The organism is Streptomyces sp. NPDC001927, assembly GCF_053594455.1.
Genome location: NZ_JBSFEN010000001.1, coordinates 528,086 through 550,116, shown reverse-complemented (window position 1 = coordinate 550,116; position 22,031 = coordinate 528,086). Strand labels below are relative to the sequence as shown.

20 protein-coding genes are annotated in these 22,031 nt (G+C 71.5%); 8 read left to right on the top strand and 12 right to left on the bottom strand.

Features of this window, described 5'->3' with window-relative positions:
- The first annotated feature begins 107 nt into the window (after positions 1-107).
- Together ACWCO8_RS02250 and ACWCO8_RS02245 are read left to right on the top strand one after the other, a co-directional pair.
- Complete coding sequence (locus ACWCO8_RS02250) at positions 108-1,268, top strand: serine hydrolase domain-containing protein (protein WP_451030503.1); 1,161 nt, start codon at positions 108-110, stop codon at positions 1,266-1,268.
- 284 nt (positions 1,269-1,552) lie between these two features.
- Positions 1,553-2,791 (top strand): MFS transporter, encoded by a 1,239-nt coding sequence (locus ACWCO8_RS02245; protein WP_451030502.1) that lies wholly within the window; start codon positions 1,553-1,555, stop codon positions 2,789-2,791.
- Between the two features lie 33 nt (positions 2,792-2,824).
- Here the strand turns inward: ACWCO8_RS02245 and ACWCO8_RS02240 are convergent, their stop codons facing one another.
- Positions 2,825-3,004, bottom strand: a complete 180-nt coding sequence (locus ACWCO8_RS02240; RefSeq protein ID WP_451030501.1) for a hypothetical protein — start codon at positions 3,002-3,004, stop codon at positions 2,825-2,827.
- A 6-nt stretch (positions 3,005-3,010) separates the two neighbouring features.
- Here ACWCO8_RS02240 and ACWCO8_RS02235 point away from each other — a divergent pair, with 6 nt between their 5' ends.
- Positions 3,011-3,166 carry a hypothetical protein gene (locus ACWCO8_RS02235; RefSeq protein WP_451030500.1) on the top strand — a complete coding sequence of 52 codons (156 nt, stop codon included), beginning with the start codon at positions 3,011-3,013 and terminating at the stop codon, positions 3,164-3,166.
- A gap of 63 nt (positions 3,167-3,229) precedes the next feature.
- Here ACWCO8_RS02235 and ACWCO8_RS02230 read toward each other — a convergent pair whose 3' ends face one another.
- From ACWCO8_RS02230 to ACWCO8_RS02220, 3 genes are all read right to left on the bottom strand, one after another.
- The gene (locus tag ACWCO8_RS02230) at positions 3,230-3,859 is read right to left on the bottom strand and encodes a restriction endonuclease (protein WP_451030882.1); all 630 of its coding nucleotides are present in this window, start codon (positions 3,857-3,859) and stop codon (positions 3,230-3,232) included.
- 53 nt (positions 3,860-3,912) lie between these two features.
- Positions 3,913-4,125 (bottom strand): hypothetical protein, encoded by a 213-nt coding sequence (locus ACWCO8_RS02225; protein ID WP_451030499.1) that lies wholly within the window; start codon positions 4,123-4,125, stop codon positions 3,913-3,915.
- 398 nt (positions 4,126-4,523) lie between these two features.
- Positions 4,524-5,654 (bottom strand): magnesium and cobalt transport protein CorA, encoded by a 1,131-nt coding sequence (locus tag ACWCO8_RS02220; RefSeq protein WP_451030498.1) that lies wholly within the window; start codon positions 5,652-5,654, stop codon positions 4,524-4,526.
- Positions 5,655-5,884: 230 nt separating this feature from the next.
- Here ACWCO8_RS02220 and ACWCO8_RS02215 point away from each other — a divergent pair, with 230 nt between their 5' ends.
- Positions 5,885-7,006, top strand: coding sequence for a winged helix DNA-binding domain-containing protein (locus tag ACWCO8_RS02215; RefSeq protein WP_451030497.1), 1,122 nt, complete (start codon positions 5,885-5,887; stop codon positions 7,004-7,006).
- A 48-nt stretch (positions 7,007-7,054) separates the two neighbouring features.
- Here ACWCO8_RS02215 and ACWCO8_RS02210 read toward each other — a convergent pair whose 3' ends face one another.
- Positions 7,055-7,939, bottom strand: a complete 885-nt coding sequence (locus ACWCO8_RS02210) for a LuxR C-terminal-related transcriptional regulator (protein WP_451030496.1) — start codon at positions 7,937-7,939, stop codon at positions 7,055-7,057.
- 91 nt (positions 7,940-8,030) lie between these two features.
- Between ACWCO8_RS02210 and ACWCO8_RS02205 the strand changes: the two genes are divergently transcribed.
- Both ACWCO8_RS02205 and ACWCO8_RS02200 read left to right on the top strand, forming a co-directional pair.
- Entirely contained in the window at positions 8,031-9,719 is a 1,689-nt protein-coding gene (locus tag ACWCO8_RS02205; protein ID WP_451030495.1) for an AMP-binding protein, read from the top strand.
- Positions 9,716-11,332 (top strand): AMP-binding protein, encoded by a 1,617-nt coding sequence (locus ACWCO8_RS02200; RefSeq protein ID WP_451030494.1) that lies wholly within the window; start codon positions 9,716-9,718, stop codon positions 11,330-11,332. Before ACWCO8_RS02205 ends, ACWCO8_RS02200 begins: the two co-directional genes overlap by 4 nt.
- A gap of 81 nt (positions 11,333-11,413) precedes the next feature.
- Here the strand turns inward: ACWCO8_RS02200 and ACWCO8_RS02195 are convergent, their stop codons facing one another.
- From ACWCO8_RS02195 to ACWCO8_RS02185, 3 genes are all read right to left on the bottom strand, one after another.
- The gene (locus ACWCO8_RS02195; protein WP_362012637.1) at positions 11,414-11,962 is read right to left on the bottom strand and encodes a GNAT family N-acetyltransferase; all 549 of its coding nucleotides are present in this window, start codon (positions 11,960-11,962) and stop codon (positions 11,414-11,416) included.
- A gap of 27 nt (positions 11,963-11,989) precedes the next feature.
- On the bottom strand, positions 11,990-12,817 hold the full coding sequence (locus ACWCO8_RS02190; protein ID WP_451030493.1) for a TIGR04222 domain-containing membrane protein: 828 nt from the start codon (positions 12,815-12,817) through the stop codon (positions 11,990-11,992).
- 169 nt (positions 12,818-12,986) lie between these two features.
- A complete protein-coding gene (locus ACWCO8_RS02185) occupies positions 12,987-14,009 on the bottom strand; it encodes a hypothetical protein (RefSeq protein WP_451030492.1) in 1,023 nt (340 codons plus the stop codon).
- Between the two features lie 224 nt (positions 14,010-14,233).
- Between ACWCO8_RS02185 and gcl the strand changes: the two genes are divergently transcribed.
- Positions 14,234-16,021 (top strand): glyoxylate carboligase, encoded by a 1,788-nt coding sequence (gcl, locus tag ACWCO8_RS02180; RefSeq protein ID WP_451030491.1) that lies wholly within the window; start codon positions 14,234-14,236, stop codon positions 16,019-16,021.
- 69 nt (positions 16,022-16,090) lie between these two features.
- Here gcl and ACWCO8_RS02175 read toward each other — a convergent pair whose 3' ends face one another.
- The gene (locus ACWCO8_RS02175) at positions 16,091-17,077 is read right to left on the bottom strand and encodes an ArsR family transcriptional regulator (protein ID WP_451030490.1); all 987 of its coding nucleotides are present in this window, start codon (positions 17,075-17,077) and stop codon (positions 16,091-16,093) included.
- Between the two features lie 126 nt (positions 17,078-17,203).
- On the opposite strand from ACWCO8_RS02175, the gene ACWCO8_RS02170 reads away from it, so the two are divergent.
- On the top strand, positions 17,204-18,406 hold the full coding sequence (locus ACWCO8_RS02170; RefSeq protein WP_451030489.1) for an MFS transporter: 1,203 nt from the start codon (positions 17,204-17,206) through the stop codon (positions 18,404-18,406).
- Here the strand turns inward: ACWCO8_RS02170 and ACWCO8_RS02165 are convergent.
- From ACWCO8_RS02165 to ACWCO8_RS02155, 3 genes are all read right to left on the bottom strand, one after another.
- Positions 18,342-19,007, bottom strand: a complete 666-nt coding sequence (locus tag ACWCO8_RS02165) for an HNH endonuclease family protein (RefSeq protein ID WP_362012653.1) — start codon at positions 19,005-19,007, stop codon at positions 18,342-18,344. The two genes, ACWCO8_RS02170 and ACWCO8_RS02165, sit on opposite strands and share 65 nt — an antisense overlap.
- 467 nt (positions 19,008-19,474) lie before the next feature.
- On the bottom strand, positions 19,475-20,932 hold the full coding sequence (locus tag ACWCO8_RS02160; RefSeq protein WP_451030488.1) for a catalase: 1,458 nt from the start codon (positions 20,930-20,932) through the stop codon (positions 19,475-19,477).
- Positions 20,933-21,118: 186 nt separating this feature from the next.
- Positions 21,119-22,009, bottom strand: a complete 891-nt coding sequence (locus ACWCO8_RS02155; protein ID WP_451030487.1) for a 2-hydroxy-3-oxopropionate reductase — start codon at positions 22,007-22,009, stop codon at positions 21,119-21,121.
- Between the last annotated feature and the right edge of the window lie 22 nt (positions 22,010-22,031).

Below are 22,031 nucleotides of genomic sequence, written 5' to 3'. Positions count from 1 at the left end.
CCGCTTTCCCGCGATGCGCGCCGGAGCCCGGGAATCCATGATCGTGCCCTGCCCGGTTGACGGGCGGCTCAGCCGACAGCACCCCACGATTTCCCTGGAGTTGACTCATGCGTGAGCAGACCTGGCACGGGCCCCGTACTTCCACGACGCGGCGCCGCGGAGTGCTGGCGGCCGCGGCCGCGGTGGCCGTCGCCGTCATGACCACGGGCACCCTGGCTCCGCCCACGGCATCTGCCGCCGCCCGGCCGGACTCTGTCCAGCAGGGCCTGAATGGACTGGTGCGCGAGGGCCAACCCGCCGCGCTGGCGACCGTCCAGGGCCCGGACGGCCGCACCCGTACGTACACCGCGGGCGTTGGCGACCTGGCCACCGGTGCGAAGGTGCCGAGGGACGGCCAGGTGCGGATGGGCAGCAACACCAAGACGTTCGTCGCCGTCGTCGTTCTGCAACTGGTCGGCGAGGGGAAGATCGCCCTCGATGCCTCCGTCGACACCTACCTCCCGGGCCTCGTACGCGGGAAGGGCAACGACGGCCGCCGCATCACCGTCCGTCAGCTCCTGCAGCACACCAGCGGGCTTCCCGAGTACGGGGCGCACATCAGCGACGACGAAATTGCGTACCGGTACTTCGAGCCTCGCGACCTCGTCGACATCGCCCTCAAGCACAAGGCCGAGTTCCGGCCCGGGACGAAGTGGAGCTACAGCAACACGAACTACGTCCTGGCCGGCCTCATCGTCCAGAAGGTCACCGGCCGCCCCCTCGCCGAGGAAATCGACCGGCGCGTCGTCCAGCACCTCGGGCTGCGCCACACCTACTTCCCCGCCCCCGGCGACAGGACCATCAGGGAACCCCACCCGAAGGGCTACCGAGTGATGCCGGCGGGCGAGCCGCTGCGCGAGTACACCGAGATCGACCCGTCGGCAGGCTGGGCGGCGGGCCAGATGATCTCCACCAACTCCGACCTCAACCGCTTCTTCACCGCGCTCCTCGACGGCGGCCTCCTCCCGGCCGCCCAGCTCGCCCAGATGCGCACCACTGTCCCGGTCGGCGACACCGGTGCCCGCTACGGCCTGGGCCTCATGAGCAGGAAGCTGTCGTGCGGCGGCGTCTACTGGGGCCATGGCGGCGACATCGTGGGATACGAGACCCGCGGCGGAGCGACCGACGACGGCTACGCCGCGAACATCGCGGTGACGAGCATCCCGGCCGACATCTCGGGCACGAGGCGCGTCGAGACCGTCGTGGATACGGCCCTCTGCCGCCGCTGACGCTGCCTCGCGCCGGGGATCGGCTCGCGCCAGTGGCCGGCGCACGAGAAGGGCCCCTGACCAGGCATCAACCTGATCCGCGTCCAGGTGGAGGCGGAGGCTGCCCATCGCGCTGGCTGTCCGCAGTGGGATTCGGCGGAGGCCCCAGCCTCGCGGGGAATCCTGATTTCTTCTGACATCGCCTGACTCTCATGTCGTGGTGCTCTAGGGTGACGTGCGTTCCCGGTGCTCTGCGGTGTCGCCGGGTTCTGTTCGTTCCTGGACCGGTGGTGATCTTGGGTTACGTGCGGCTGCTTCGGAGCCGGTCCGTGCTCACGCTGTGGGTGGGGCAGGCCCTGTCGGTCTTCGGGGACCGGCTGTACGCGATGGCGGTCATGTGGATCGCCTTCGAGGAGTCCGGGGCGTTCGCGATGGGGCTCGTGGCTATCGCCGAGTCCGTTCCGTACATCGTGCTCGGCACGGTCGGGCGCCGGATCGTGGGTCGGTTCGGCTCGCTCAGGGCGCTGGCCGTGGTGGATGTCGTACGGGCCGGGCTGGTGGTCGTTCTTCCGTTGGCGTGGACCCACCTGGGGCTGGCCGGAGCGATCGCTCTGGTTCTGGTGGCCGGGTTCGCGGGGGCCGTGTTCGATCCGAACCTGGGTGCGCTGACGCCCGAGTTGGTCGACAAGCGGGACGTCCAGGCGGTGAGCGGCCTGATGGATCTGTCGGGCCGGATCGCGCGGATCGCCGGGCCGGGCGCGGCCGGGCTGCTGCTCGCGGTCATGCCGATGACCACCCTGTTCTGGCTGGACGGGGCCACCTTCCTCGTCTCCGCCGTCGCCCTCGCCGTCTTGGCCCGCCGCAGCACGGTGGTGCGGCAGGCCCGTGCTCCGGAGAAGGAAACGGCCCCGGCCCAGGCCCGGATGCTGCTGCGGACGCGACCGGACACGGCGATCGCCATCGGGATCCACGGCGTCGGCATCGCGGCCCACACCGTCGCCCTCGCGTTGCCGGCCTTCATCACCCTCCAACTCGGCGCCGGTGCCGGAACGTACGGCGCCGCGCTCGCCGCCACGGGCGCTGGAGCGCTCGCGGCGAACGGTCTCGCCGGGAATCTTCGCCTGCCGCCCAACCTGCCGGCCTTCTACTGCCTGGCCTGGGGGGCCTCCGGCGTGGCCCTCGCGTCGATCGCGCTCGCGGGGTCGGTCCCGGCGCTGCTGGCCCTGTCCGTCCTGCTTGGGGCGGTCAATCCGTTCGTTCAAGTCGCTCTCGTCACTCACCTGTCGGGCTTTCCTCCGGCCCACCGGCTGCGCCTGATGTCCGTGGACCTCACGGTCATCCGTACCGCGGGGACGGTCTCGATGCTGTTCGTGCCCGCGCTCGCAGCGCACCGCCCGAGCCTGGCGTTCGCAGTGGCCGGCCTCTGCCTGGTCGGCGTGGGACTGCTCGGCGCGGTCCTCGCTGCCCGCTGGGCTCCGACCGGTCCCGTACCCGGGCAGGAGCCCGTCGGAGCGGGTGCGAACGGGCGGGCCCGGGGCGCCTAGCTGCCCCGGGCCCGCCTTCTCGCCGACCGATCGTCAGGCGATCAGCCGCCGGTGGGAGACCTCGATGTTCTCCAGCGGGATGCCGAGGTCCTTGTAGATGCGCTGGTGCATCACGCCGAGCCAGGCGTCGCGCCGGTCGGTGAAGAACTCCTCGTCGTACCAGACGACGCCGAGGATGACCGTGCCGCCGCCGTTGGCGTTGTCCTGCGGCATCCGTCCGTGGAGGTCGAGCTGCCTTGGGGCGGACCGGAGCCCGAGCGGGAGAGGCGAGCTGCCCCCTTCATTCCCGAGGCCGGCGGCAAGGGGCGGGCGGCCGTCGACGGGCTGCTCGGCGTGGCCCCCGCGTACGTTCCGGAGAACCTCGCCCTCGCCTGAGAACGGGTGGCACAGCACATGCTGTGCCACCCGTTCTCGTCGAGAGGCCAACTGCTGCCCGCGTTATGCCGTCCGACGCCAGGACAAGCGGCTGCTCCTTGCAGGCAGTCCGAGCAGTTCATGCAACGCTTTGCCCTCGTGGGCCCAGCGGTTCAGCCGCTCGCGGTCCACCCAGCGCACGCCGTGGCGGTCACCCCAGGCCATGGCGTCGCGGGTGAACGTGCCGTTGGTGACGACGACCGCGTGGTCCGCCCCGTGGGCAGGACCTGCCGTGCCCTTCACTTGGTACATCACCGATGAGCCGACCTTGCCGCCGACGCGGGTGTGTTTCGCCTGTACCACGATCCGCCCGAGGGGTAGTCGGACGCCGATCACGTCCGCGGCCTGGTCCCCGCCCTGGCCCACCTTCTTGGCCGTCCAGCCGTCGCGGACGAGGAGGTCGCGCAGTGCGTACTCGAACTCCTGGTTGCTCATAGCGTCCAACTCCGGCAAGGAGATGCGCAGATGGGCCAGTCTCTCGCTGTCCGCGCGATGCCGGTGATGGTCCCGTATTCGAAGGCCGACCAGGGCGACAGCGCAGACAAGCCCGGCCAGAGCCAGCAGAGGCCAGGCCTCGGCGGCATTCGTCACCAGACGGGACGCGGCCTGTGCCAGGGCGACCGCGAGCGCGAGGGCGACGGCTGCCGCGCCCAGGACGTCCGTTGTACTACGCGGCCGCCATCGGATCCTCCGCCGAGACCGGGGCGTCACTGCCCGCCCACCGACGCGGAGACGGCGGGCTTCGGTGCAGGCTGCTGTGCGGCGGAATCGTCGCCGAACCCGAAGACCTGACCCCACAGCCACACCACCGCACACAGGCCGGCCACGGCCCACGCGCTCAGCCCCTTGGCTGACTTCGGCCCCGGCTTGCGGCGGAGGTGGCTTCGTACGCGCACGTACCCGTCCGGAACCTTCGGCATGGTGCTTCCTCCCCATCGGTCCGCACCGTGCGGACCTCTAGATCGGTTGTAGCGGCGGCCACTGACATAACCTGATGCATCGTCACGATCGAGCGGGCCGCAAGAGGGCGAGTCGGCCATGCTCGCGTGAGCGCCTGCCCGCCTGCACGTACCTCTGGCCTGCGCCGAGGCCTCAGCGTCGGGTCCCACACTGCGGAAAGGCAGGGCTCGTTGAATGGCCTGTTCTTGCGGAGCGCGACCAAGGGGCGACTGCGCCGGGCGCCGCCCCTTGGGGAGGCGGAGGTCCTGTGCCCGATCGACCCTCTCGCGCGATTCTCCCCAGATTCTCCCCAGGGGGCTTCTGGAGGTGCCACCCTGGGTTTGCTCATGCTAAGTGGATCAAGGTCTGGGGTGGGTGGCTACAGCCAGTCCCGCCTCTTGAAGATCACGTACAGACTCGTACACACCACTGCCATCAGCACAATGGCGAACGGATACCCGCCCACCCAGTGCAACTCCGGCATGTTGTCGAAGTTCATGCCGTAGATCGTTCCCACCAACGTGGGTGCAAACAGAATCGCCGCCCACGAGGAGATCTTCTTGATCTCCTCGTTCTGTTCGAAGCCCGCTTCCGCCAACGCGCGCATTTCCGCGTTCTGTTGTTCGGTGACCAGGGTTGCGTTGACGGTCAGGATTTCTGTCAGGGCCTGGCGGAAGCCGTCCACGCGTTCGCTGGTGTGGGTGACGTGGTCGGCCACGTCGCGGAGGTAGCGCTGGAGTTCCTCGTCCGTGCCGTACTTCGCGAAGCCCGCCATCAGGCCGTGCAGCATGCCCACCAGAGGGCGGGTCGCGCGCTGGAACTCGACCATTTCACGGGAGAGTTCGTAGATGCGGCGCGAGACCGCCGGGTCGCCGCTGAAGACCTCGGTCTCGATCTCGTCGATGTCGTTCTGGACGCCCGCCACCACCGGGGCGTAGCCGTCGACCACCGCGTCCAGGATCGCGTACAGGACCGCCTCCGGGCCCAGGGCCAGCAGGTCCGGGTCCTCCTCCATGCGGAGGCGGACCGCCGAGAGGTCCGGGGCCGCGCCGTGGCGGACCGTGATCACGAAGTCCTGGCCCACGAAGATGTGGAGCTCGCCGAAGTCGACCTCCTCCTGGGCGTCCAGGTAGCGGGCCGCCCGCAGAACGACGAAGAGCGTTTCCCCGTACCGTTCCAGCTTCGGGCGCTGGTGCGCCTCGAGCGCGTCCTCCACCGCCAGCTCATGCAGGTCGAACTCGCCCGCCAGTGAGTGCAGTTCGGACTCCGTCGGGCGGTGCAGGCCGATCCACGCCATGCCGTCCGGGTGCTCGCGCAGCTGACGGAAGGTCTCGGCCAGCGTGTCGGGGGACGCCACCTTGCGGCCGTCGCGGTACAACGTGGCCTGCACCACGCTCGGCCGGTCCGCTGCCGCGGCCTCCGCCTCGGACGGCTTCGGCTCCGGCCGGGGCGTCCGCTCCGGCGGTTCCGGCTGACGGCGCCAGGCTGCGCGGGGGCGACGCTCCGACATCGTGGGGTCCATCTCCGTGGGCGTGGGCGTGGGCGTGGGTGTGGGTGCGGGTGTGGGTGCTGTTGGGGTCAGGGGGCGTGGCCAGTCTCCCGGGAAGGATATACGGGGTGAATTGCCGCAGCGCGGCGGCCGGTGTCCGTGCCCCGGTCCGTGCGCCCCGTGCCCTGACCGGGCCGCCGCCCTTCCCTTGCGGACACTCCCTGTCCGCAAGCCCGAGTAGCGTGCCGTTCATGGCCTCCACCTCGACGAACCCGGTTCTCTCCACCCGCGCCCTGGGTCGCGCCACGCTGGCCCGGCAGCTCCTGCTGGAGCCCGCCTCGATGTCCGCCAAGGACGCCGTCAGCCATCTCCTCGGGCTCCAGGCGCAGAACACCAAACCGCCGTACTACGCCCTCGCCGCCCGGCTCGCCGGGTTCCGCCCCGAGCAGCTCTCCGCGCTCATGGAGTCCCGCGAGGTCGCCCGGATCGTCACCCTGCGCTCCACCATCCACACCCACACCGCCGAGGACGTCCGCATTCTCCGGCCGCTCGTCCAGCCCGCCCGCGCCCGCGAGCTCAAGATCTTCCGCGCCGGTCTCGACGGCGTCGACCTCGACCGCCTCGTCGACCTCTCGCGCGCGCTCGTCGAGGAGGAGCCCCGCACCCCCAAGGAGATCCGCGAGGCCCTGCTCGTCCACTGGCCCGACGCCGACCCGCAGTCCCTCTCGGTCGCCGCCCGCTGCCTGCTGCCCCTCGTCCAGGTCACCCCGCGCGGCCTCTGGCGCCGCAGCGGGCAGGTCCGCCTCACCACGGCCCGGACCTGGCTCCACACGTCCGGCGCCGCCGAGCCCGAGATCGACCTGGACGCCGTCGTCCTCCGGTACCTCGCCGCCTTCGGGCCCGCCTCCGTCAAGGACATGCAGACCTGGTGCGGCCTCACCCGCCTCCGCGAGGCCTTCGAGCGCCTCCGCCCCCGCCTCCTCGCCTTCCAGGACGAGAGCGGCGTCGAACTCTTCGACCTCCCCGAGGCCCCCCGCCCCGACCCCAACACCCCGGCCCCGCCGCGCTTCCTTCCCGAGTACGACAACGTCCTCCTCTCCCACGCGGACCGCAGCCGCTTCGTCTCCGCCGAGGCGAAGAACCGCACCTGGAAGGGGAACCAGGCCTTCTCCGTCTTCCTCCTCGACGGCCTCCTCGCCGGGCTCTGGCGCCTGGAGGAGGCCAAGGAGCGCACGACGATGACCATCCAGCCCTTCGGCCGTACGACCAAGAGCGTGCGTGCCGAGCTGGCCGAGGAGGCCGAGCGAATGCTGAGCGTGATGGCGGAGGAGGGGGTTCCGTTCGAGGTCGGGTTCGGGGTCGTCGACGTGTAGGCGAACGGGTGCGGCGTCAGCCGCCCCCACTGGCGGCGTCAGCCGCCCCTACGGGAGTAGCCCCGCCCTTCTCGCCGCCACCACCGCCTCACCCCGCGTGTGCGCCCCCAGCTTCCGCATCGTCGAGCGCAGGTAGCCCTTCACGGTCTCCGGGCGGAGCCCCAGGCGGTCCGCCGCCGTCGCGTTCGTCGCCCCCGACGCCACCGCCACCAGAACGTCCAGCTCGCGCGGCGTCAGCGCCACGCCCGCCGGACGGCGCACCGGGCCCGCCGTGGCCGCCTCCAGGCGGGCGCACACCTCAAGCAGCCGGGCCCGCACGTCCGGGTCCGTGACCTGGGGCACCAGGGCGCGCAGGTCGCCGTGCGCCTCGCGGATCTCCGCCGAGGGCCCCTCCGCAAGCAGCTCCCGTACGTGGTCCCGCGCCTCGTCCCGTACCGCCAGCGCCTGCTCCACGTCCCGGGCCGCCGCCACCGCCGCGTCGAAGACCCGGTCGCCGAGCGGCAGCGCGTCCCGCAGCGCCCCGTACAGCACGCCCCGCACCTGGCGCCGTACGACGATCGGCACCGCGATCACCGACCGCAGGCCCTCCGCCGACACCGGGCCGTCGTACTCGTGCGTGATGTGCCGCGCCGACGGATAGTCCACGACCGCGCAGGGCCGCGACAGCGCCAGGCACTTCCCGCCCAGGCCGCTGCCGGCCGAGATCGAGAGGCCCCGCAGGGCCGGGGTCACGGCGCCGTTCAGCTCCGCGATCCGCAGCCGACGCCCGTCGCGGCCCTCGCGCCCGTCCCGGCCCGCCCGGCCACCGTCCACCCGGCCACCGCCCGCCCGGCCGTCGTGCAGCAGTCCGCCGAAGGCGACCTCCAGGCCCGTGGACCGGCGCAGCCGCAACAGCGCCGCACGCATCTCCACCGATTCCGTCAGCTCGGCCACGCGACTACTCCTTCACCCCCGAACGGGGGTAGTGAGACCTGGGTCACTGATTACACGATGTCCGTGACCGGTCCCGCAACGAGGAGGACACATGACGCCCACCACCGCGACGGAGAGGTTCCGGGCCGCCCGCGACTTCCTGCTCCAGCACCGCGAGGAGTACGAGGCCGCCTACGAGGGTTTCGCCTGGCCCCGTCCGGACCGGTTCAACTGGGCCCTGGAGTGGTTCGACGTCATCGCGGCCGGCAACGACAGGACCGCGCTGCACATCGTCGAGGAGGACGGCACCGAGACGCGCGTCACCTTCGCCGAGATGAGTGAACGCTCCCACCGGGTCGCCAACTGGCTGCGCTCGCAGGGCGTTCGGGCCGGCGACCGGATCATCGTCATGCTCGGCAACCAGGCCGAGCTGTGGGAGACCGCGCTCGCCGCGATGAAGCTGCGCGCCGTCGTCATCCCGGCCACCCCGCTCCTCGGCCCGGTCGACCTGCGGGACCGCGTCGAGCGCGGCCGGGCCCGGTACGTGATCGCGCGCGCCGAGGACACCGCCAAGTTCGATGACGTGCCCGGGGATTACACCCGGATCGTCGTCGGTGGACCGCAGGGCGGGGAGGCGCGCGGATGGGTCTCGTACGCCGACGCCTCCCGCGCCTCCGACGTCTTCGAGCCCGACGGCGTCACCCGCGCCGACGACCCGCTGATGCTCTACTTCACCTCCGGCACCACGGCCCGCCCCAAGCTCGTCGAGCACACCCACACCTCGTACCCGATCGGCCATCTCGCCACCATGTACTGGATCGGGCTCAAGCCCGGCGACGTGCACCTCAACATCTCCTCGCCCGGCTGGGCCAAGCACGCCTGGTCCAACCTCTTCGCCCCCTGGAACGCGGAGGCGACCGTCTTCATCCACAACTACACGCGCTTCGACCCGGCCCGCCTGATGGCCGAGATGGAGCGGAACGGCGTCACCAGCTTCTGCGCGCCACCGACCGTCTGGCGCATGCTGATCCAGGCCGACCTCACGCAGCTGAAGCACCCGCCGCGCGAGGTCGTGGCGGCCGGGGAGCCGCTCAACCCCGAGGTCATCGAGTCCGTGCGGAGGGCCTGGGGCATCACCATCCGTGACGGGTTCGGGCAGACCGAGACGGCTGTCCAGGTCTCCAACAGCCCAGGTCAGCGGCTCAAGGAGGGCTCCATGGGCCGGCCCAGCCCCGGCTTCCGGGTCACCCTGGTCGACCCGGTGAGCGGCAAGGCCGACGTGGACGAGGGCGAGATCTGTCTCGATCTCTCCTCCGACCCGGTGGGCCTCATGACCGGCTACCACGGCGACCCGGAGCGTACGGCCGAGGCCATGGCGGGCGGCTACTACCGCACCGGCGACATCGGCTCCCGCGACGCCGACGGGTACATCACCTACATCGGCCGGTCCGACGACGTCTTCAAGGCCTCCGACTACAAGATCTCGCCCTTCGAGCTGGAGAGCGCGCTCCTCGAACACGAGGCGGTCGCCGAGGCCGCCGTCGTCCCGGCCCCCGACCCGCTGCGGCTCGCCGTCCCCAAGGCGTACGTCGTCCTCGCGGACGGCTGGGAGCCGAACGAGGAGACCGCGCAGGCGCTCTTCGCCCACTCGCGCACGGTGCTCGCCCCGTACAAGCGGCTGCGCCGCATCGAGTTCGCCGACCTTCCCAAGACCGTCTCGGGGAAGATCCGCCGGATCGAGCTGCGCGAGCGTACGGCGAAGGGTGAGGGTACGGAGTACACGGAGGGGGACCTCGCATGACGACCTCGACCGGATCCAGCCTCTCCTACGCCCACGGCGTCGGCTCCACCCCCCTCCTCGGCGACACGATCGGTGCCAACCTCGACCGGGCCGTCGCCACCTGGCCCGAGCGCGAGGCGCTCGTCGACGTGCCGTCCGGGCGCCGCTGGACCTACGCCCAATTCGGCGCCGACGTCGACAAGTTGGCCGACGCCCTGCTCGGCAGCGGGGTGACCAAGGGCGACCGGGTCGGCATCTGGGCGGTCAACTGCCCCGAGTGGGTGCTCGTCCAGTACGCCACGGCACGCATCGGCGCGGTCATGGTGACCGTCAACCCGGCCTACCGCGCCCACGAGTTGGAGTACGTGCTCCGGCAGGCCGGGATCTCGCTCCTCTTCGCCTCCCGCACGCACAAGACGAGCGACTACCGGGCCATGGTCGAGAAAGTATCCGCGAAATGCCCGGAGTTGAGGGAGGCGGTCTACTTCGACGACCCGACCTGGGACGAGCTGCTCTCCCGTACCGCCGGCGAGCTGCGCCCCGCCGCGCTCTCCTGCGACGAACCGGTCAACATCCAGTACACCTCGGGCACCACGGGCTTCCCCAAGGGGGCGACCCTCTCCCACCACAACATCCTCAACAACGGCTATTTCGTGGGCGAGATGATCGCCTACACCGAGCAGGACCGGATCTGCATCCCCGTGCCCTTCTACCACTGCTTCGGCATGGTGATGGGCAACCTCGCCGCCACCTCGCACGGCGCCTGCATGGTCATCCCCGCGCCGTCCTTCGACCCGGCCGCCACCCTCCGCGCGGTCCAGGAGGAGCGCTGCACGTCCCTGTACGGCGTGCCGACGATGTTCATCGCGGAGCTGAACCTCCCCGACTTCGCCTCGTGCGACCTCTCCACCCTCCGCACCGGCATCATGGCGGGCTCGCCCTGCCCGGTGGAGGTGATGAAGCGGGTGGTCGCCGAGATGAACATGGCCGAGGTGTCGATCTGTTACGGCATGACGGAGACCTCGCCCGTCTCCACCCAGACCCGGCGCGACGACGACCTGGAGCGCCGCACCGGCACGGTCGGCCGGGTCATGCCGCACGTCGAGGTGAAGGTCGTCGACCAGGTCACCGGCCTCACCGTCGAGCGCGGGGTCCCCGGCGAGCTGCGCACCCGCGGCTACAGCGTGATGCTCGGCTACTGGGACGAGCCCGAGAAGACCGCCGAGGTCGTCGACGCGGGCCGCTGGATGCACACAGGGGACCTCGCGGTGATGCGCGAGGACGGGTACGTCCAGATCGTCGGCCGGATCAAGGACATGATCATCCGGGGCGGCGAGAACGTGTACCCGCGCGAGATCGAGGAGTTCCTCCACGGGTACGAGAAGATCGCGGACGTCCAGGTCGTGGGCGTCCCCGACCCCCGCTACGGCGAGGAGATCCTGGCCTGCGTGATCCCCCGCGACCCCGCCGACCCGCCGAGCCTCGACGACATCACCGCGTACTGCCGCGACCGTCTCGCGCACTACAAGGTCCCGCGCCGGGTGGAGATCCTCGCCGAGTTCCCGATGACCGTGAGCGGGAAGGTGCGGAAGGTGGAGCTGCGGCGGCGCTTCGGGTCGGGGGAGGAGAGGTAGCCGGCGGGGTACGGACGCGCGCCACGGGGTACGTACGGCCTACGGCGCGGGTGCCTGCCCGTACAGGCGGCTACGTACGGGCTACGTCGCGGGCGCCTGCCGGACCACGGCGGCGCCCGCCAGCTCGCGGCGCATGCAGACCCGGGGCCAGGTCGCCAGGCCGTGGGCGGCCTCGGCACGCTGGATCGCGCGCAGGCCGACGGTGAGCTCCGGGTCGGACTCGGCGAGCGGGCGGAAGCCGAGGCGGGCGTAGTACGGGGCGTTCCAGGGGACCTCGGCGAAGGTCGTCAGCGTGAGCGCCGTGAGGCCGTGCTCGGCCGCCTGAGCCGCGAGGTGCTCGATCAGGGCGCGGCCGATGCCCCGGCGGGCGGCGTCCGGGTGCACGGAGACCTGCTCGATGTGGGCGGCCCCGTCGACGGTGTCCGTGAGCAGGTACGCGACCGGGCGGTCGGCCTCGTCGGCGGCCACCCAGGCGCGGCCGGCACGCCGGTAGGCGTCCAGGACGTCCAGCGGCAGGGGCTCGTCGTCGGCGATGAACGCCATGCCGACGGAGCGGAAGGGTTCGCCCGCGGCCCGCTCGATGTCCTGGAGCAGCGGGAGTTCGGCCGGTGCGGCCGCTCGGATGTGCATACGACGAGTATGGCGCGGACCCTCGCCTCAACCCGAGCCCCCGGTCCCGCCCCCGTCTCCGGCGGCGCCCGAACTCCCTCCGATCACGTCCTGCCCGCCGAACCAGCCGCGGCCGGTCGCGTACCCGTCCGTCCCGCCGCCGCGGCCGAGGAGCCCGCCGTCGCGGGAGAAGCGGGGGAGGAAGAGCACGAGCGCGGGGTCGCCGTAGAGGGCGACGTACAGCAGCACCTGATTGCCGTCCGTCACCTCGCGCCGGTGCGCGGGCAGCGGGTGCCGCTCGCGGAGCCCGGCGAGCAGCCGGCGGGCGGCCCGGGTGGTCGGCGGCAGGAACAGCAGGGCGAGCGCGGCGCCGGTCGGTACGGCTCCGAGGGTGAGCGCGAGCGCGAGCTCCGTCCCGGACGGGCGGGTGATCAGCAGGCCCGCGACGACCGTCGCCGCCGCGCCCACGAGCAGCACGCGCGCGATGCGCAGTCTGCCGTACGGGCGGAGCAGCCCCGCCCGGCCGAGTTCGGCCCGCAGCGCGTCGATCGCGCGCCGCGCCCGGGGCTGCGCGGCGAGCACCCGGAGACCCAGCGCGCGCCGCAGTGAACCGTGCACCCCGAGTTGAACCGGGTCACGCGTCCGGCCGGGCCCGCCGTTGGCCCGAATCGTGCCCTTCCGGCCGGCCGCGACCGCACCGCGCTGATGCAGCGCGACCAGGGCCACGACGACGGCCGCCCGAGGTCCGCCCCTGAGCAACGCCAGTGCCTGCGGGGGCAGTTCCGCCCGCTGCGGGCTGCGCGTTCGCAACAGGGCGAGCGCGAGCAGCAGTTGTCCGCACGACGCACCGATGAACCACCACGTCTCCGCCCCCATGACGCCCCACCCCCCGAGACTGTTGTGCCCGGGGGAGGGTGATCGTCACGCGTGAATTGGCCGAATTCTGAGGTTATTTTGAGTCGGGGACGCGCTGGAGGGCCGCTTCAGGACCGGCTCCGGCTCCGGCCGCGGTGCCGCGCGGGGGCCCCTCGGAGGTGGCGTCGAGCTACGCGCCCGTGGTGACCAGCTCGTCGGCCGGGGTGTTCACCGGCTGCGGGGTGCCCGTCAGGTCGAGGACGAAGAGCGGGATGCCGAGTTCGTCCGCGCGGGACCGGGCCTCCGGGGTGTAGCCGGCGAGGGAGAAGAAGACGCTCACGGCCGTGCTGCTGAGGCCGTTGAGCCAGAGGCACTCGACGGCCCGCAGGCCGGCCGGGCGGGTGCTCGGGTCGACCTGGGCGACGAGTCCGGGCGCCCGCAGGTCGACCTCGGACGTGGACCGCTCCTCGGGCTGGACGACGTCCCGGAACCCGAGCCAGCGCAGGTATCCGGCGGACGCGGCGACCGCGTCCCGGGCGGTACGGATGGTCACCGGCCGGAAGGAGGGCCTCGGCGGCGCGGGGTGCGGAGCCGTGGGCGGCAGCGGTATGTGCGTGGGGTAGCGGTCTGCGAACGCACGGTGCCCGCCGGTCTGCGGAGCGGCGTGGGCGCGGTTCTCGGCCGGGCCGGGGCCCGGTCCCGTGAACGGGTGCCCGCCGCCATGGCCCTCGGGGGCGCCGTCTCCGCCGTTCCCCGGAGTGAACCACCCGCCCGTACCCGTACCCGTCCCTGTCCCCGTACCCGGGCGCGCGTCGGTCGCGGAGCGCGGGTCCACGACCCGCCAGGGCCCGGTGTCCGAATCGGCACCCGTGCCGGCGCCCGTACCCCGTCCCGTACCGTCGCCCGCTCCCGTACCCGGACCCGTGCCCTCCGCCGGGCCCCTGCCTCCGGTCGGGGGCAGGACGGGTACTCGCAGGACCGTGCCGCAGGTGCAGCCGAGCTCCGGGTGGGGCCACGCGTCCTCGCGGCCGCAGGCGGCGCAGCGGACCGTGACCCACTCATCCGTCCAGTTCCGGTGCGTGACCGGCTCGCCCGTCGCCCCGGGAATCACCGGGGGCACCACCGGGGTGCCGCACGCGCACGGGAACACCGGCGCGGCGTACGCCTGCGTACGGAGGCATTCCGGGCAGCGCACCGGAACCGAGTCACCCACACCGAACCCCACGGCGAACCCCCTGTCTTCCCGCCCCCATCGTCCACCAATCCGCCACGCGAGGGGAGGGAGTTCGGCCATCGGCCGAGCCCAGTCCCTTGACGGCCCTCGCCACCCCGACCTACATTGCTTCCGTATAGCAGAACAATACTTCCGCAATACGGAAACGGCCCGCCGAGACGGTGGCGGACCCGGTTCCGCCTGGCCGAAGCAGGAGCCCTCCCATGCCCCGTATGACCGCCGCCGCAGCGGCCGTTGAGATCCTCAAGCGCGAAGGCGTCACCAACGCGTTCGGCGTGCCCGGCGCGGCGATCAACCCCTTCTACCGCGAGCTCAAGAACGTCGGCGGGGTCAGCCACACCCTCGCCCGCCACGTCGAGGGCGCGTCCCACATGGCCGAGGGCTACACCCGTGCCAAGGCCGGCAACATCGGTGTCTGCATCGGTACCTCCGGCCCCGCCGGCACCGACATGATCACCGGCCTGTACTCCGCGATCGCGGACTCGATCCCGATCCTGTGCATCACGGGCCAGGCCCCGGTCTCGAAGCTCCACAAGGAGGACTTCCAGGCCGTCGACATCGCCTCGATCGCCAAGCCCGTCACCAAGGCCGCCACCACGGTCCTGGAGGCCGCGCAGGTCCCCGGCGTCTTCCAGCAGGCCTTCCACCTGATGCGCTCCGGCCGTCCCGGCCCGGTCCTCATCGACCTGCCGATCGACGTCCAGCTGACCGAGATCGAGTTCGACCCGGAGACCTACGAGCCGCTGCCGGTCTACAAGCCGCAGGCGACCCGCGCGCAGGCCGAGAAGGCCCTGAGCTTCCTCCTGGAGTCCGAGCGCCCGCTGATCGTCGCCGGTGGCGGCATCATCAACGCCGACGCCTCCGACCTGCTGGTCGAGCTCGCCGAGCTGACGAACATCCCGGTCATCTCCACCCTCATGGGCTGGGGCACCATCCCGGACGACCACGAGCTGTCCGCCGGCATGGTCGGCGTCCAGACCGCGCACCGCTACGGCAACGCGACCTTCCTGGAGTCGGACTTCGTCCTCGGCATCGGCAACCGGTGGGCCAACCGCCACACCGGTTACAACATGGACGCCTACACCAAGGGCCGGAAGTTCGTCCACGTCGACATCGAGCCGACCCAGATCGGCAAGATCTTCGCCCCGGACTACGGCATCGCCTCCGACGCCAAGGTCGCCCTCGAGCTCTTCGTCGAGATCGCCAAGGAGTGGAAGGCCGCGGGCAAGCTCCCGGACTTCTCCGCCTGGGCCGCCTCCGCCCAGGAGCGCAAGGCCACCCTCCAGCGCCGTACGCACTTCGACAACGTGCCGATCAAGCCGCAGCGCGTCTACGAGGAGATGAACAAGGCCTTCGGCCCGGACACGCGCTACGTCACCACCATCGGTCTCTCCCAGATCGCGGCCGCGCAGTTCCTGCACGTCTACAAGCCGCGCCACTGGATCAACTGCGGCCAGGCCGGCCCGCTCGGCTGGACCATCCCGGCCGCCATCGGTGCCGCCACCGCGGACCCGGAGACCCCGGTCGTCGCGCTCTCCGGCGACTACGACTTCCAGTTCATGATCGAGGAGCTGGCGGTCGCCGCCCAGCACAAGGTCCCCTACGTCCACGTCCTCGTGAACAACGCCTACCTGGGTCTGATCCGGCAGGCGCAGGGCAACCTGGGCATCAACTTCGAGGTCAACCTCGAGTTCGAGAACATCAACACCCCGGAGATCGGCGTCTACGGCGTCGACCACGTCAAGGTCGCCGAGGGCCTGGGCGTCAAGGCCATCCGCGTCACCGACCCGGAGAAGCTGGGCGAGGCCCTGGAGCAGGCCAAGAAGCTGGCCGTCGAGTTCCAGGTCCCGGTCGTCGTCGAGGCGATCCTGGAGCGGATCACCAACATCGCGATGAGCAAGACGGTCGACATGAGCGACGTCACCGAGTTCGAGGAGCTCGCGACCGAGCCCGGCCACGCGCCGACCGCGATCAAGGCCCTCAAGGTCTGATCCCGGCCCTCACCGATCGGCCCCCGCTCCGAGAGCACCGGAGCGGGGGCCGATCTGTGTGTGCCTCCTCTACGTCGGCCCGCCGCCCTGCGCCCGTACCAGAGCCGCCCCCGCCTCCGTCCAGTCGTACAGGACCGACCTGCCCGCCCTTCTCCTCCGTACGAGCCTCGCGTCCAGCAGCACCTTCAGGTGCCGCCCCACCGACCCGAGCCCCTGCCCGGTCAGCGCCACCAACTGGCTGGTGGACAGCGGCGATTCCAGGCGTACGAGCACCCCGGCCCGCGCGCTCCCGAGCAGCGCGGCGAGGGCCTCGGGAACGGTCGGGCCCTCCACGTCCGCCAGGGCGCCCGCGCACGGGTAGACGATCGCGAAGCGCTCCGCCCCCTCCCACGACACCCACCCGCGGCTCGGGGTCACCGGTACGAAGAGCAGCCGCGCTCCGGTGGCCGAACGGGGCGGATGGTCACGGGTGTTGACCTGGAGCCGGCCCTCGCCGAGCCAGCGCGTGCGGCCCGGACTCAGCTCGTCCAGGGCCGCCGCCCAGCCTTCCCGGGTGAGCCGCGCCGTGCGCGCGAGGACGTCCGCCTCCAGGATCCGCCGGCGCCGCGGCCAGGTCGGCAGAACCGTCTCCCGCCACACCCACGCGAGCAACTCGGCCATCCGGTACGGAAGATCGGGCGCCGATGCCAGGGGCTCGGGCACCGGGCCGCCGCCCAGCGACACCGCCAGATCCGCCACGGCCGCGGAGAGCGGCGTCGCGCGGACCCGGGCCAGCTCCTCCTCGAAGGTCGACTCGCGGTCGCCCAGGGGCGTGGGCGTGACGAAATCGGCGTTCCAGGAGGTGCCGAGCGCGGCCCGGACGAGCAGGGCGTCGAGCGGTTCGGCCGCCAACCGGGCCCGGTAGGCGGGCAGATGGGCCTCCAGCCAGGCCCGCTCGCCCGGGTGGGTGGCCTTCGGTACGTCCAGGGTCTGGAGCGCCGCCGTGGCCTCCGCCAGCGGGGAGATCAGGAACCGGCTCCCCGCGAGCGCGTCCGCGTCGACCCGCCACCACCCCATGCGCCCCGCCCCCTGTGTCGTCCCGCGACCTACGCCGTCCCGAGACCTACCTCGTCCCGCGCCTCTCGTTTCGCCCCCGCGCGAAACATTACCGGCCGTCCCGACCGCCCCCGCAGACTCCGCCGCATGCGCAGCTACCGAGTCCTCTTCCGTACACCCGAGTTCACTCCCCTCTTCCTCACCTGCTCCGTCCAGGTCGCCGCCCAGACCGTGGCCGGGCTCGGGCTCGCCACGCTCGTGTTCCGGCAGACCGGTTCCCCGCTCCTCTCCTCCCTCGCGCTCTTCGGGCCCTCGCTCGCGCAGCTCCTCGGCGCCGCCACGCTCCTCTCGGCCGCCGACCGGCTCCCGCCGCGCGCCGCGCTCGCCGGCATGGCGCTGTTCTTCGCCGTCGGCGCCGCCGTGACGGCCGTGCCCGGGCTGCCGATCGGGGTGGTCTTCGCGATCCTGCTCGCCCAGGGACTGGTCGGGTCCGTCGGTGGCGGGGTGCGCTACGGGCTCCTCGGCGAGGTCCTGCCCCGCGAGGGGTATCTGCTGGGGCGTTCGGTGATGAACATGGCGGTCGGCGGCTGTCAGATCGCCGGCTTCGCGACCGGCGGGCTGCTCGTCGCGCTGCTCTCCCCGCGCGGCACCCTGCTGACCGGGGCCGCGCTCTACCTCGTCGCCGCCCTCGTGGCCCGCCTCGGGCTCTCCCGGCGCGCCCCGCGCGCCACCGGCCGGGCCTCGGCCGCCGTGACCTGGCGTACGAACCGGACGCTCTGGTCCTCCCGCGCCCGCCGCCGCGTGTACATCGCGCTGTGGGTGCCGAACGGGCTGATCGTGGGCTGCGAGTCGCTCTTCGTGCCGTACGACCCCGAGCGCGCCGGGCTGCTCTTCGCCTGCGGCGCGCTCGGAATGCTGGTGGGGGACACGGTCCTGGGCCGGTTCGTCCCGAGCGGGCTCCGGGGCCGGCTCTCCGCACCGCTCCAGGCGCTCCTGGCCGCCCCGTTCCTGCTCTTCGCCCTTGACCCGGGGCTGCCGCTCGCCCTCGCCGCCGTGACCGTCTCCGCGGTCGGCTACGGCGCGAGCCTGCTGTACCAGGAGCGGCTGCTCGCCCTCGTACCGGAGGAGCTGAGCGGTCACGCCCTCGGGCTGCACACCTCCGGCATGCTCGCCCTGCAGGGGCTGAGCGCGGCGCTCGCGGGCGCCGTCGCCGAGGCGACCTCGCCGCGCACGGCGATGGTGGTGCTCGCGGTCGCCTCGCTCGCCGTCACGGTGTCACTCATCCTCACTGCGGCGCCTTCGAGCGGACCACGACCGTCTCCTCGCAGGGACCGTCGGCGAACAGCTTGAGCGCCTCCACCTCGTCCTTGTCGGCGCTCAGGCCCCAGCGCAGCTTGGTGCCCACCCACTCGGCGACGTAGCGGCAGTACTGGGTGGAGGAGGACGGCACCCAGTCGGCGGGGTCGCGGCCGGCCTTGTCCTTCTGGCTGCGGGCGGTGACGGCGACGAGGGTGTTGGGGGAGCCCAGGTCGTTGGCGTACTTCTCGCGCCGGGCCGCGGTCCAGCCGGACGCCCCCGACTCCCAGGCCTCGTTCAGGGAGACGACGTGGTCGACGCGGAGGGCGGTCGGGTCGGTGACGGTCTGGCCGTCGTAGTACGAGGTCCACTTCCCGCCCGTCAGCGCGCACTTGGGGCCGGTCTTCGGGGCGTCGACGGCCTCCTCCAGGAGGACCTCGGAGCGGGTGTCGCAGCCGTCGGCGGCGTCGAGGCCCGCGTTCCAGTGCTTGAACGCGGACTCCTTGTAGCCGGCCGGGTCCTCGGTCGCCTCCGTCAGGTCGGCGAGGGCGTCGGGGAAGAGGACGACGTTGGCCGACATGGCCGGGGAGGGCACGGCGAGCGGCGACAGGATGAGGGCGAGCGGGGCGAGGCCCCGCACCAGGTTCTTGATCATGTACGAGTGGATAGCGGCGGGGGAGGGGCGCACACGCGGTGAATCGCGGTGCGCTCGCCCGTGCGGGTGTGGATCTTCACCGCAGAAACGATGCGCTGCCGCACAGGCGATGAGGGAACGCAGAAGAGCGCGGAACCAAGGACCGTAAACCTGGTTCCGCGCTCTCGTTGTGCCCGCCCGACGGTGCGAGGCTGGCGCGACAGGACGTTCGCGCCGCCGGGCGGAGTCTGTGAGTTCCCCCGAAGGGGGCGTTGGGACCGCGGCGGTGACGACGGGTGGGACCGGGATCCCTTCCTTCAGGTCAAGAAGGGGCCTGGTCCGCCCTTACCACCGCACTGGCTCGTCGCCGCCGCGGTCCTCACGCTGTCCGTTCCGCCGGCCACCCCTCATCCGGGCCGTCGGTCCGGACGGCGTACGGCATCTGACCTCCCGTCATATGCCGTACGCGGTCTGGATATCGCCGTGGATCAGTCCTCGCGCAGGTCGCGGACCGCCTCGGCCACGCGCTTGCCGTAGTCCGCGTCGGCGGCGGCGAAGTGCGCGAGGTTCTTCTCGATGATGTCCTCGCGGGACACCTGGGACAGGCCACCGGCGATGTTGGCGACCAGACGCTTCTTCTCGTCCTCGGACATCAGGCGGTAGAGCTCGCCGGCCTGGAAGAAGTGGTCGTCCTTGGCGTGCTCGGGCGCCGCGTGGGTGCCGGTCCAGCCGTGGATCGCCAGCGGGGCGGAGAGTGCCTCGTCGGTCTGCGAGGGACCGGAGTACGAGTTGGGCTCGTAGTTCTTGTCCGTGCGGCGGCCGTTGCGGGTGGCCATGAAGCCGTCGCGGCCGTAGTTGTCGGCCACGGTCGCCTTGGGGGCGTTCACCGGCAGCTGGGTGTGGTTGACACCGAGGCGGTAGCGGTGGGCGTCCGCGTAGGCGAAGAGCCGGCCCTGGAGCATCTTGTCCGGCGAGGGACCGATGCCCGGGACGAAGTTGTTCGGGGAGAACGCGGACTGCTCGACCTCGGCGAAGACGTTGTCCGGGTTGCGGTCGAGGACCAGCCGGCCCACGCGCTGCAGCGGGTAGTCGCTGTGCGGCCACACCTTGGTGAGGTCGAACGGGTTGAAGCGGTAGTCGGCGGCCTCGGCGGCCGGCATGACCTGGACGTACAGGGTCCACGAGGGGGCGACGCCGCGCTCGATGGCCTGGAGCAGGTCGGTCTGGTGCGAGTTCGCGTCCTTGCCGACGAGCTCGGCGGCCTGGTCGGCGGAGAGGGAGCGGATGCCCTGGTTCGTCTTGAAGTGGTACTTGACGAAGAAGGCCTCGCCCGCCTCGTTGGTCCACTGGTACGTGTGCGAGCCGTAGCCGTTCATGTGACGGTACGAGGCCGGGATGCCGCGGTCGCCCATGAGCCAGGTGATCTGGTGCGTCGCCTCGGGGGCGTGCGCCCAGAAGTCCCAGACGTTGTCCGGCTCCTGCTTGCCCGTGAAGGGGTCGCGCTTCTGGGAGTGGATGAAGTCGGGGAACTTGATCGGGTCCTTGATGAAGAACACCGGGGTGTTGTTGCCGACGAGGTCGTAGTTGCCCTCTTCGGTGTAGAACTTCAGCGCGAAGCCGCGCGGGTCACGGACGGCGTCCGCGCCACCGAGCGAGTCGGCCACGGTGGAGAAGCGGAGGAACGTCTCGGTGCGCTTGCCGACCTCGGAGAGGAAGTCGGCCTTCGTGAAGCCGGTGACGTCGTCGGTCACCTCGAAGTAGCCGTACGCGCCGGAACCGCGGGCGTGCACCACGCGCTCCGGGATCCGCTCACGGTTGAAGCGCGCGAGCTTCTCCAGCAGGTGCTGGTCCTGGAGCAGGATGGGGCCACCGACGCCGGCGGTGGCGGAGTTCTGGTTGTCGGCGACGGGGGCGCCGGACTCGGTCGTAAGCACGCGCTTCGACATGGTGACCTTCCGTACGGGAGCTGCACCGCTGACTGTGCGGGTGTTCAGGAGCGTAAATTCGCTTGAACCCAGCGTCAACAGTTTGTTGAAAGTGAAGTGTGGTGTTCCGGGCGGCGGCGGCGCCTGGGCGCGACAGGACAGGTTGTCAGCGCCGCCGCCGACCGGAAGTCATGAGGTGGACCTGCGTCAGACCTGCTGGCCGGAGAGGCGCTCGACGGCGCGCAGCAGGGCCGAGTGGTCCAGGCCGCCGTCGCCCTGCGCACGCAGGGAGGCGACCAGCTGGGCCACGACGGCACCGACCGGGAGGGCCGCGCCGACGTTGCGGGCGGCGTCGGTGACGATGCCCATGTCCTTGTGGTGCAGGTCGATCCGGAAGCCGGGCTTGAAGTCCCGGTTCAGGAAGTTGTCCTTCTTGCGGGTCAGGACCGTGGAGCCGGCCAGACCGCCGTTGAGGACGTCCAGGGCGGCCTGGAGGTTCACGCCGGACTTCTCCAGGAAGACCACGGCCTCGGCGCACGCCTGGATGTTGACGGCGACGATGAGCTGGTTGGCGGCCTTGACCGTCTGGCCGGAGCCGTGCGGGCCACAGAGGACGATGGTCTTGCCCAGCGCCTCGAGGATCGGCAGGGCCACGTCGAAGTCGGCCTGCTCGCCACCCACCATGATCGACAGGACGGCCTCGATGGCGCCGGCCTCGCCGCCGGAGACGGGCGCGTCGATGACGCGGATGCCCTTCTCCTTGGCGTTCTTGGCCAGGTCGACCGAGGTCTGCGGGGTGATCGACGACATGTCGACGATCAGCGCGCCCGACTTGGCGTTCTCCAGGATGCCCTCGGGGCCGTAGGAGATCGCCTCGACGTGCGGGGAGGCGGGCACCATCGTGATGATCACGTCGGCGTCCTTGACGGCCTCCGCGATCGACGCGGCGGCGGTGCCGCCGGCCGCGGCGAGACGGTCCAGCTTGTCCTGCTCCAGGGTGAAGCCGGTGACCGAGTAGCCGGCCTTGATCAGGTTCTCGGACATGGGGGAGCCCATGATGCCGAGACCGATCCACGCGATCTTGGGGAGGTTGCTCATTGGGGTGCCTCTCAAAACTGGT

Coding starts and splice junctions, on each gene's coding strand:
- ACWCO8_RS02250 (WP_451030503.1), top strand. CDS start 108: ATGCGTGAGCAGACCTGGCACGGGCCCCGTACTTCCACGACGCGGCGC.
- ACWCO8_RS02240 (WP_451030501.1), bottom strand. CDS start 3,004: ATGCCGCAGGACAACGCCAACGGCGGCGGCACGGTCATCCTCGGCGTC.
- ACWCO8_RS02225 (WP_451030499.1), bottom strand. CDS start 4,125: ATGCCGAAGGTTCCGGACGGGTACGTGCGCGTACGAAGCCACCTCCGC.
- ACWCO8_RS02220 (WP_451030498.1), bottom strand. CDS start 5,654: ATGTCGGAGCGTCGCCCCCGCGCAGCCTGGCGCCGTCAGCCGGAACCG.
- ACWCO8_RS02215 (WP_451030497.1), top strand. CDS start 5,885: ATGGCCTCCACCTCGACGAACCCGGTTCTCTCCACCCGCGCCCTGGGT.
- ACWCO8_RS02205 (WP_451030495.1), top strand. CDS start 8,031: ATGACGCCCACCACCGCGACGGAGAGGTTCCGGGCCGCCCGCGACTTC.
- ACWCO8_RS02200 (WP_451030494.1), top strand. CDS start 9,716: ATGACGACCTCGACCGGATCCAGCCTCTCCTACGCCCACGGCGTCGGC.
- ACWCO8_RS02195 (WP_362012637.1), bottom strand. CDS start 11,962: ATGCACATCCGAGCGGCCGCACCGGCCGAACTCCCGCTGCTCCAGGAC.
- ACWCO8_RS02190 (WP_451030493.1), bottom strand. CDS start 12,817: ATGGGGGCGGAGACGTGGTGGTTCATCGGTGCGTCGTGCGGACAACTG.
- gcl (WP_451030491.1), top strand. CDS start 14,234: ATGCCCCGTATGACCGCCGCCGCAGCGGCCGTTGAGATCCTCAAGCGC.
- ACWCO8_RS02175 (WP_451030490.1), bottom strand. CDS start 17,077: ATGGGGTGGTGGCGGGTCGACGCGGACGCGCTCGCGGGGAGCCGGTTC.
- ACWCO8_RS02170 (WP_451030489.1), top strand. CDS start 17,204: ATGCGCAGCTACCGAGTCCTCTTCCGTACACCCGAGTTCACTCCCCTC.
- ACWCO8_RS02165 (WP_362012653.1), bottom strand. CDS start 19,007: ATGATCAAGAACCTGGTGCGGGGCCTCGCCCCGCTCGCCCTCATCCTG.
- ACWCO8_RS02160 (WP_451030488.1), bottom strand. CDS start 20,932: ATGTCGAAGCGCGTGCTTACGACCGAGTCCGGCGCCCCCGTCGCCGAC.
- ACWCO8_RS02155 (WP_451030487.1), bottom strand. CDS start 22,009: ATGAGCAACCTCCCCAAGATCGCGTGGATCGGTCTCGGCATCATGGGC.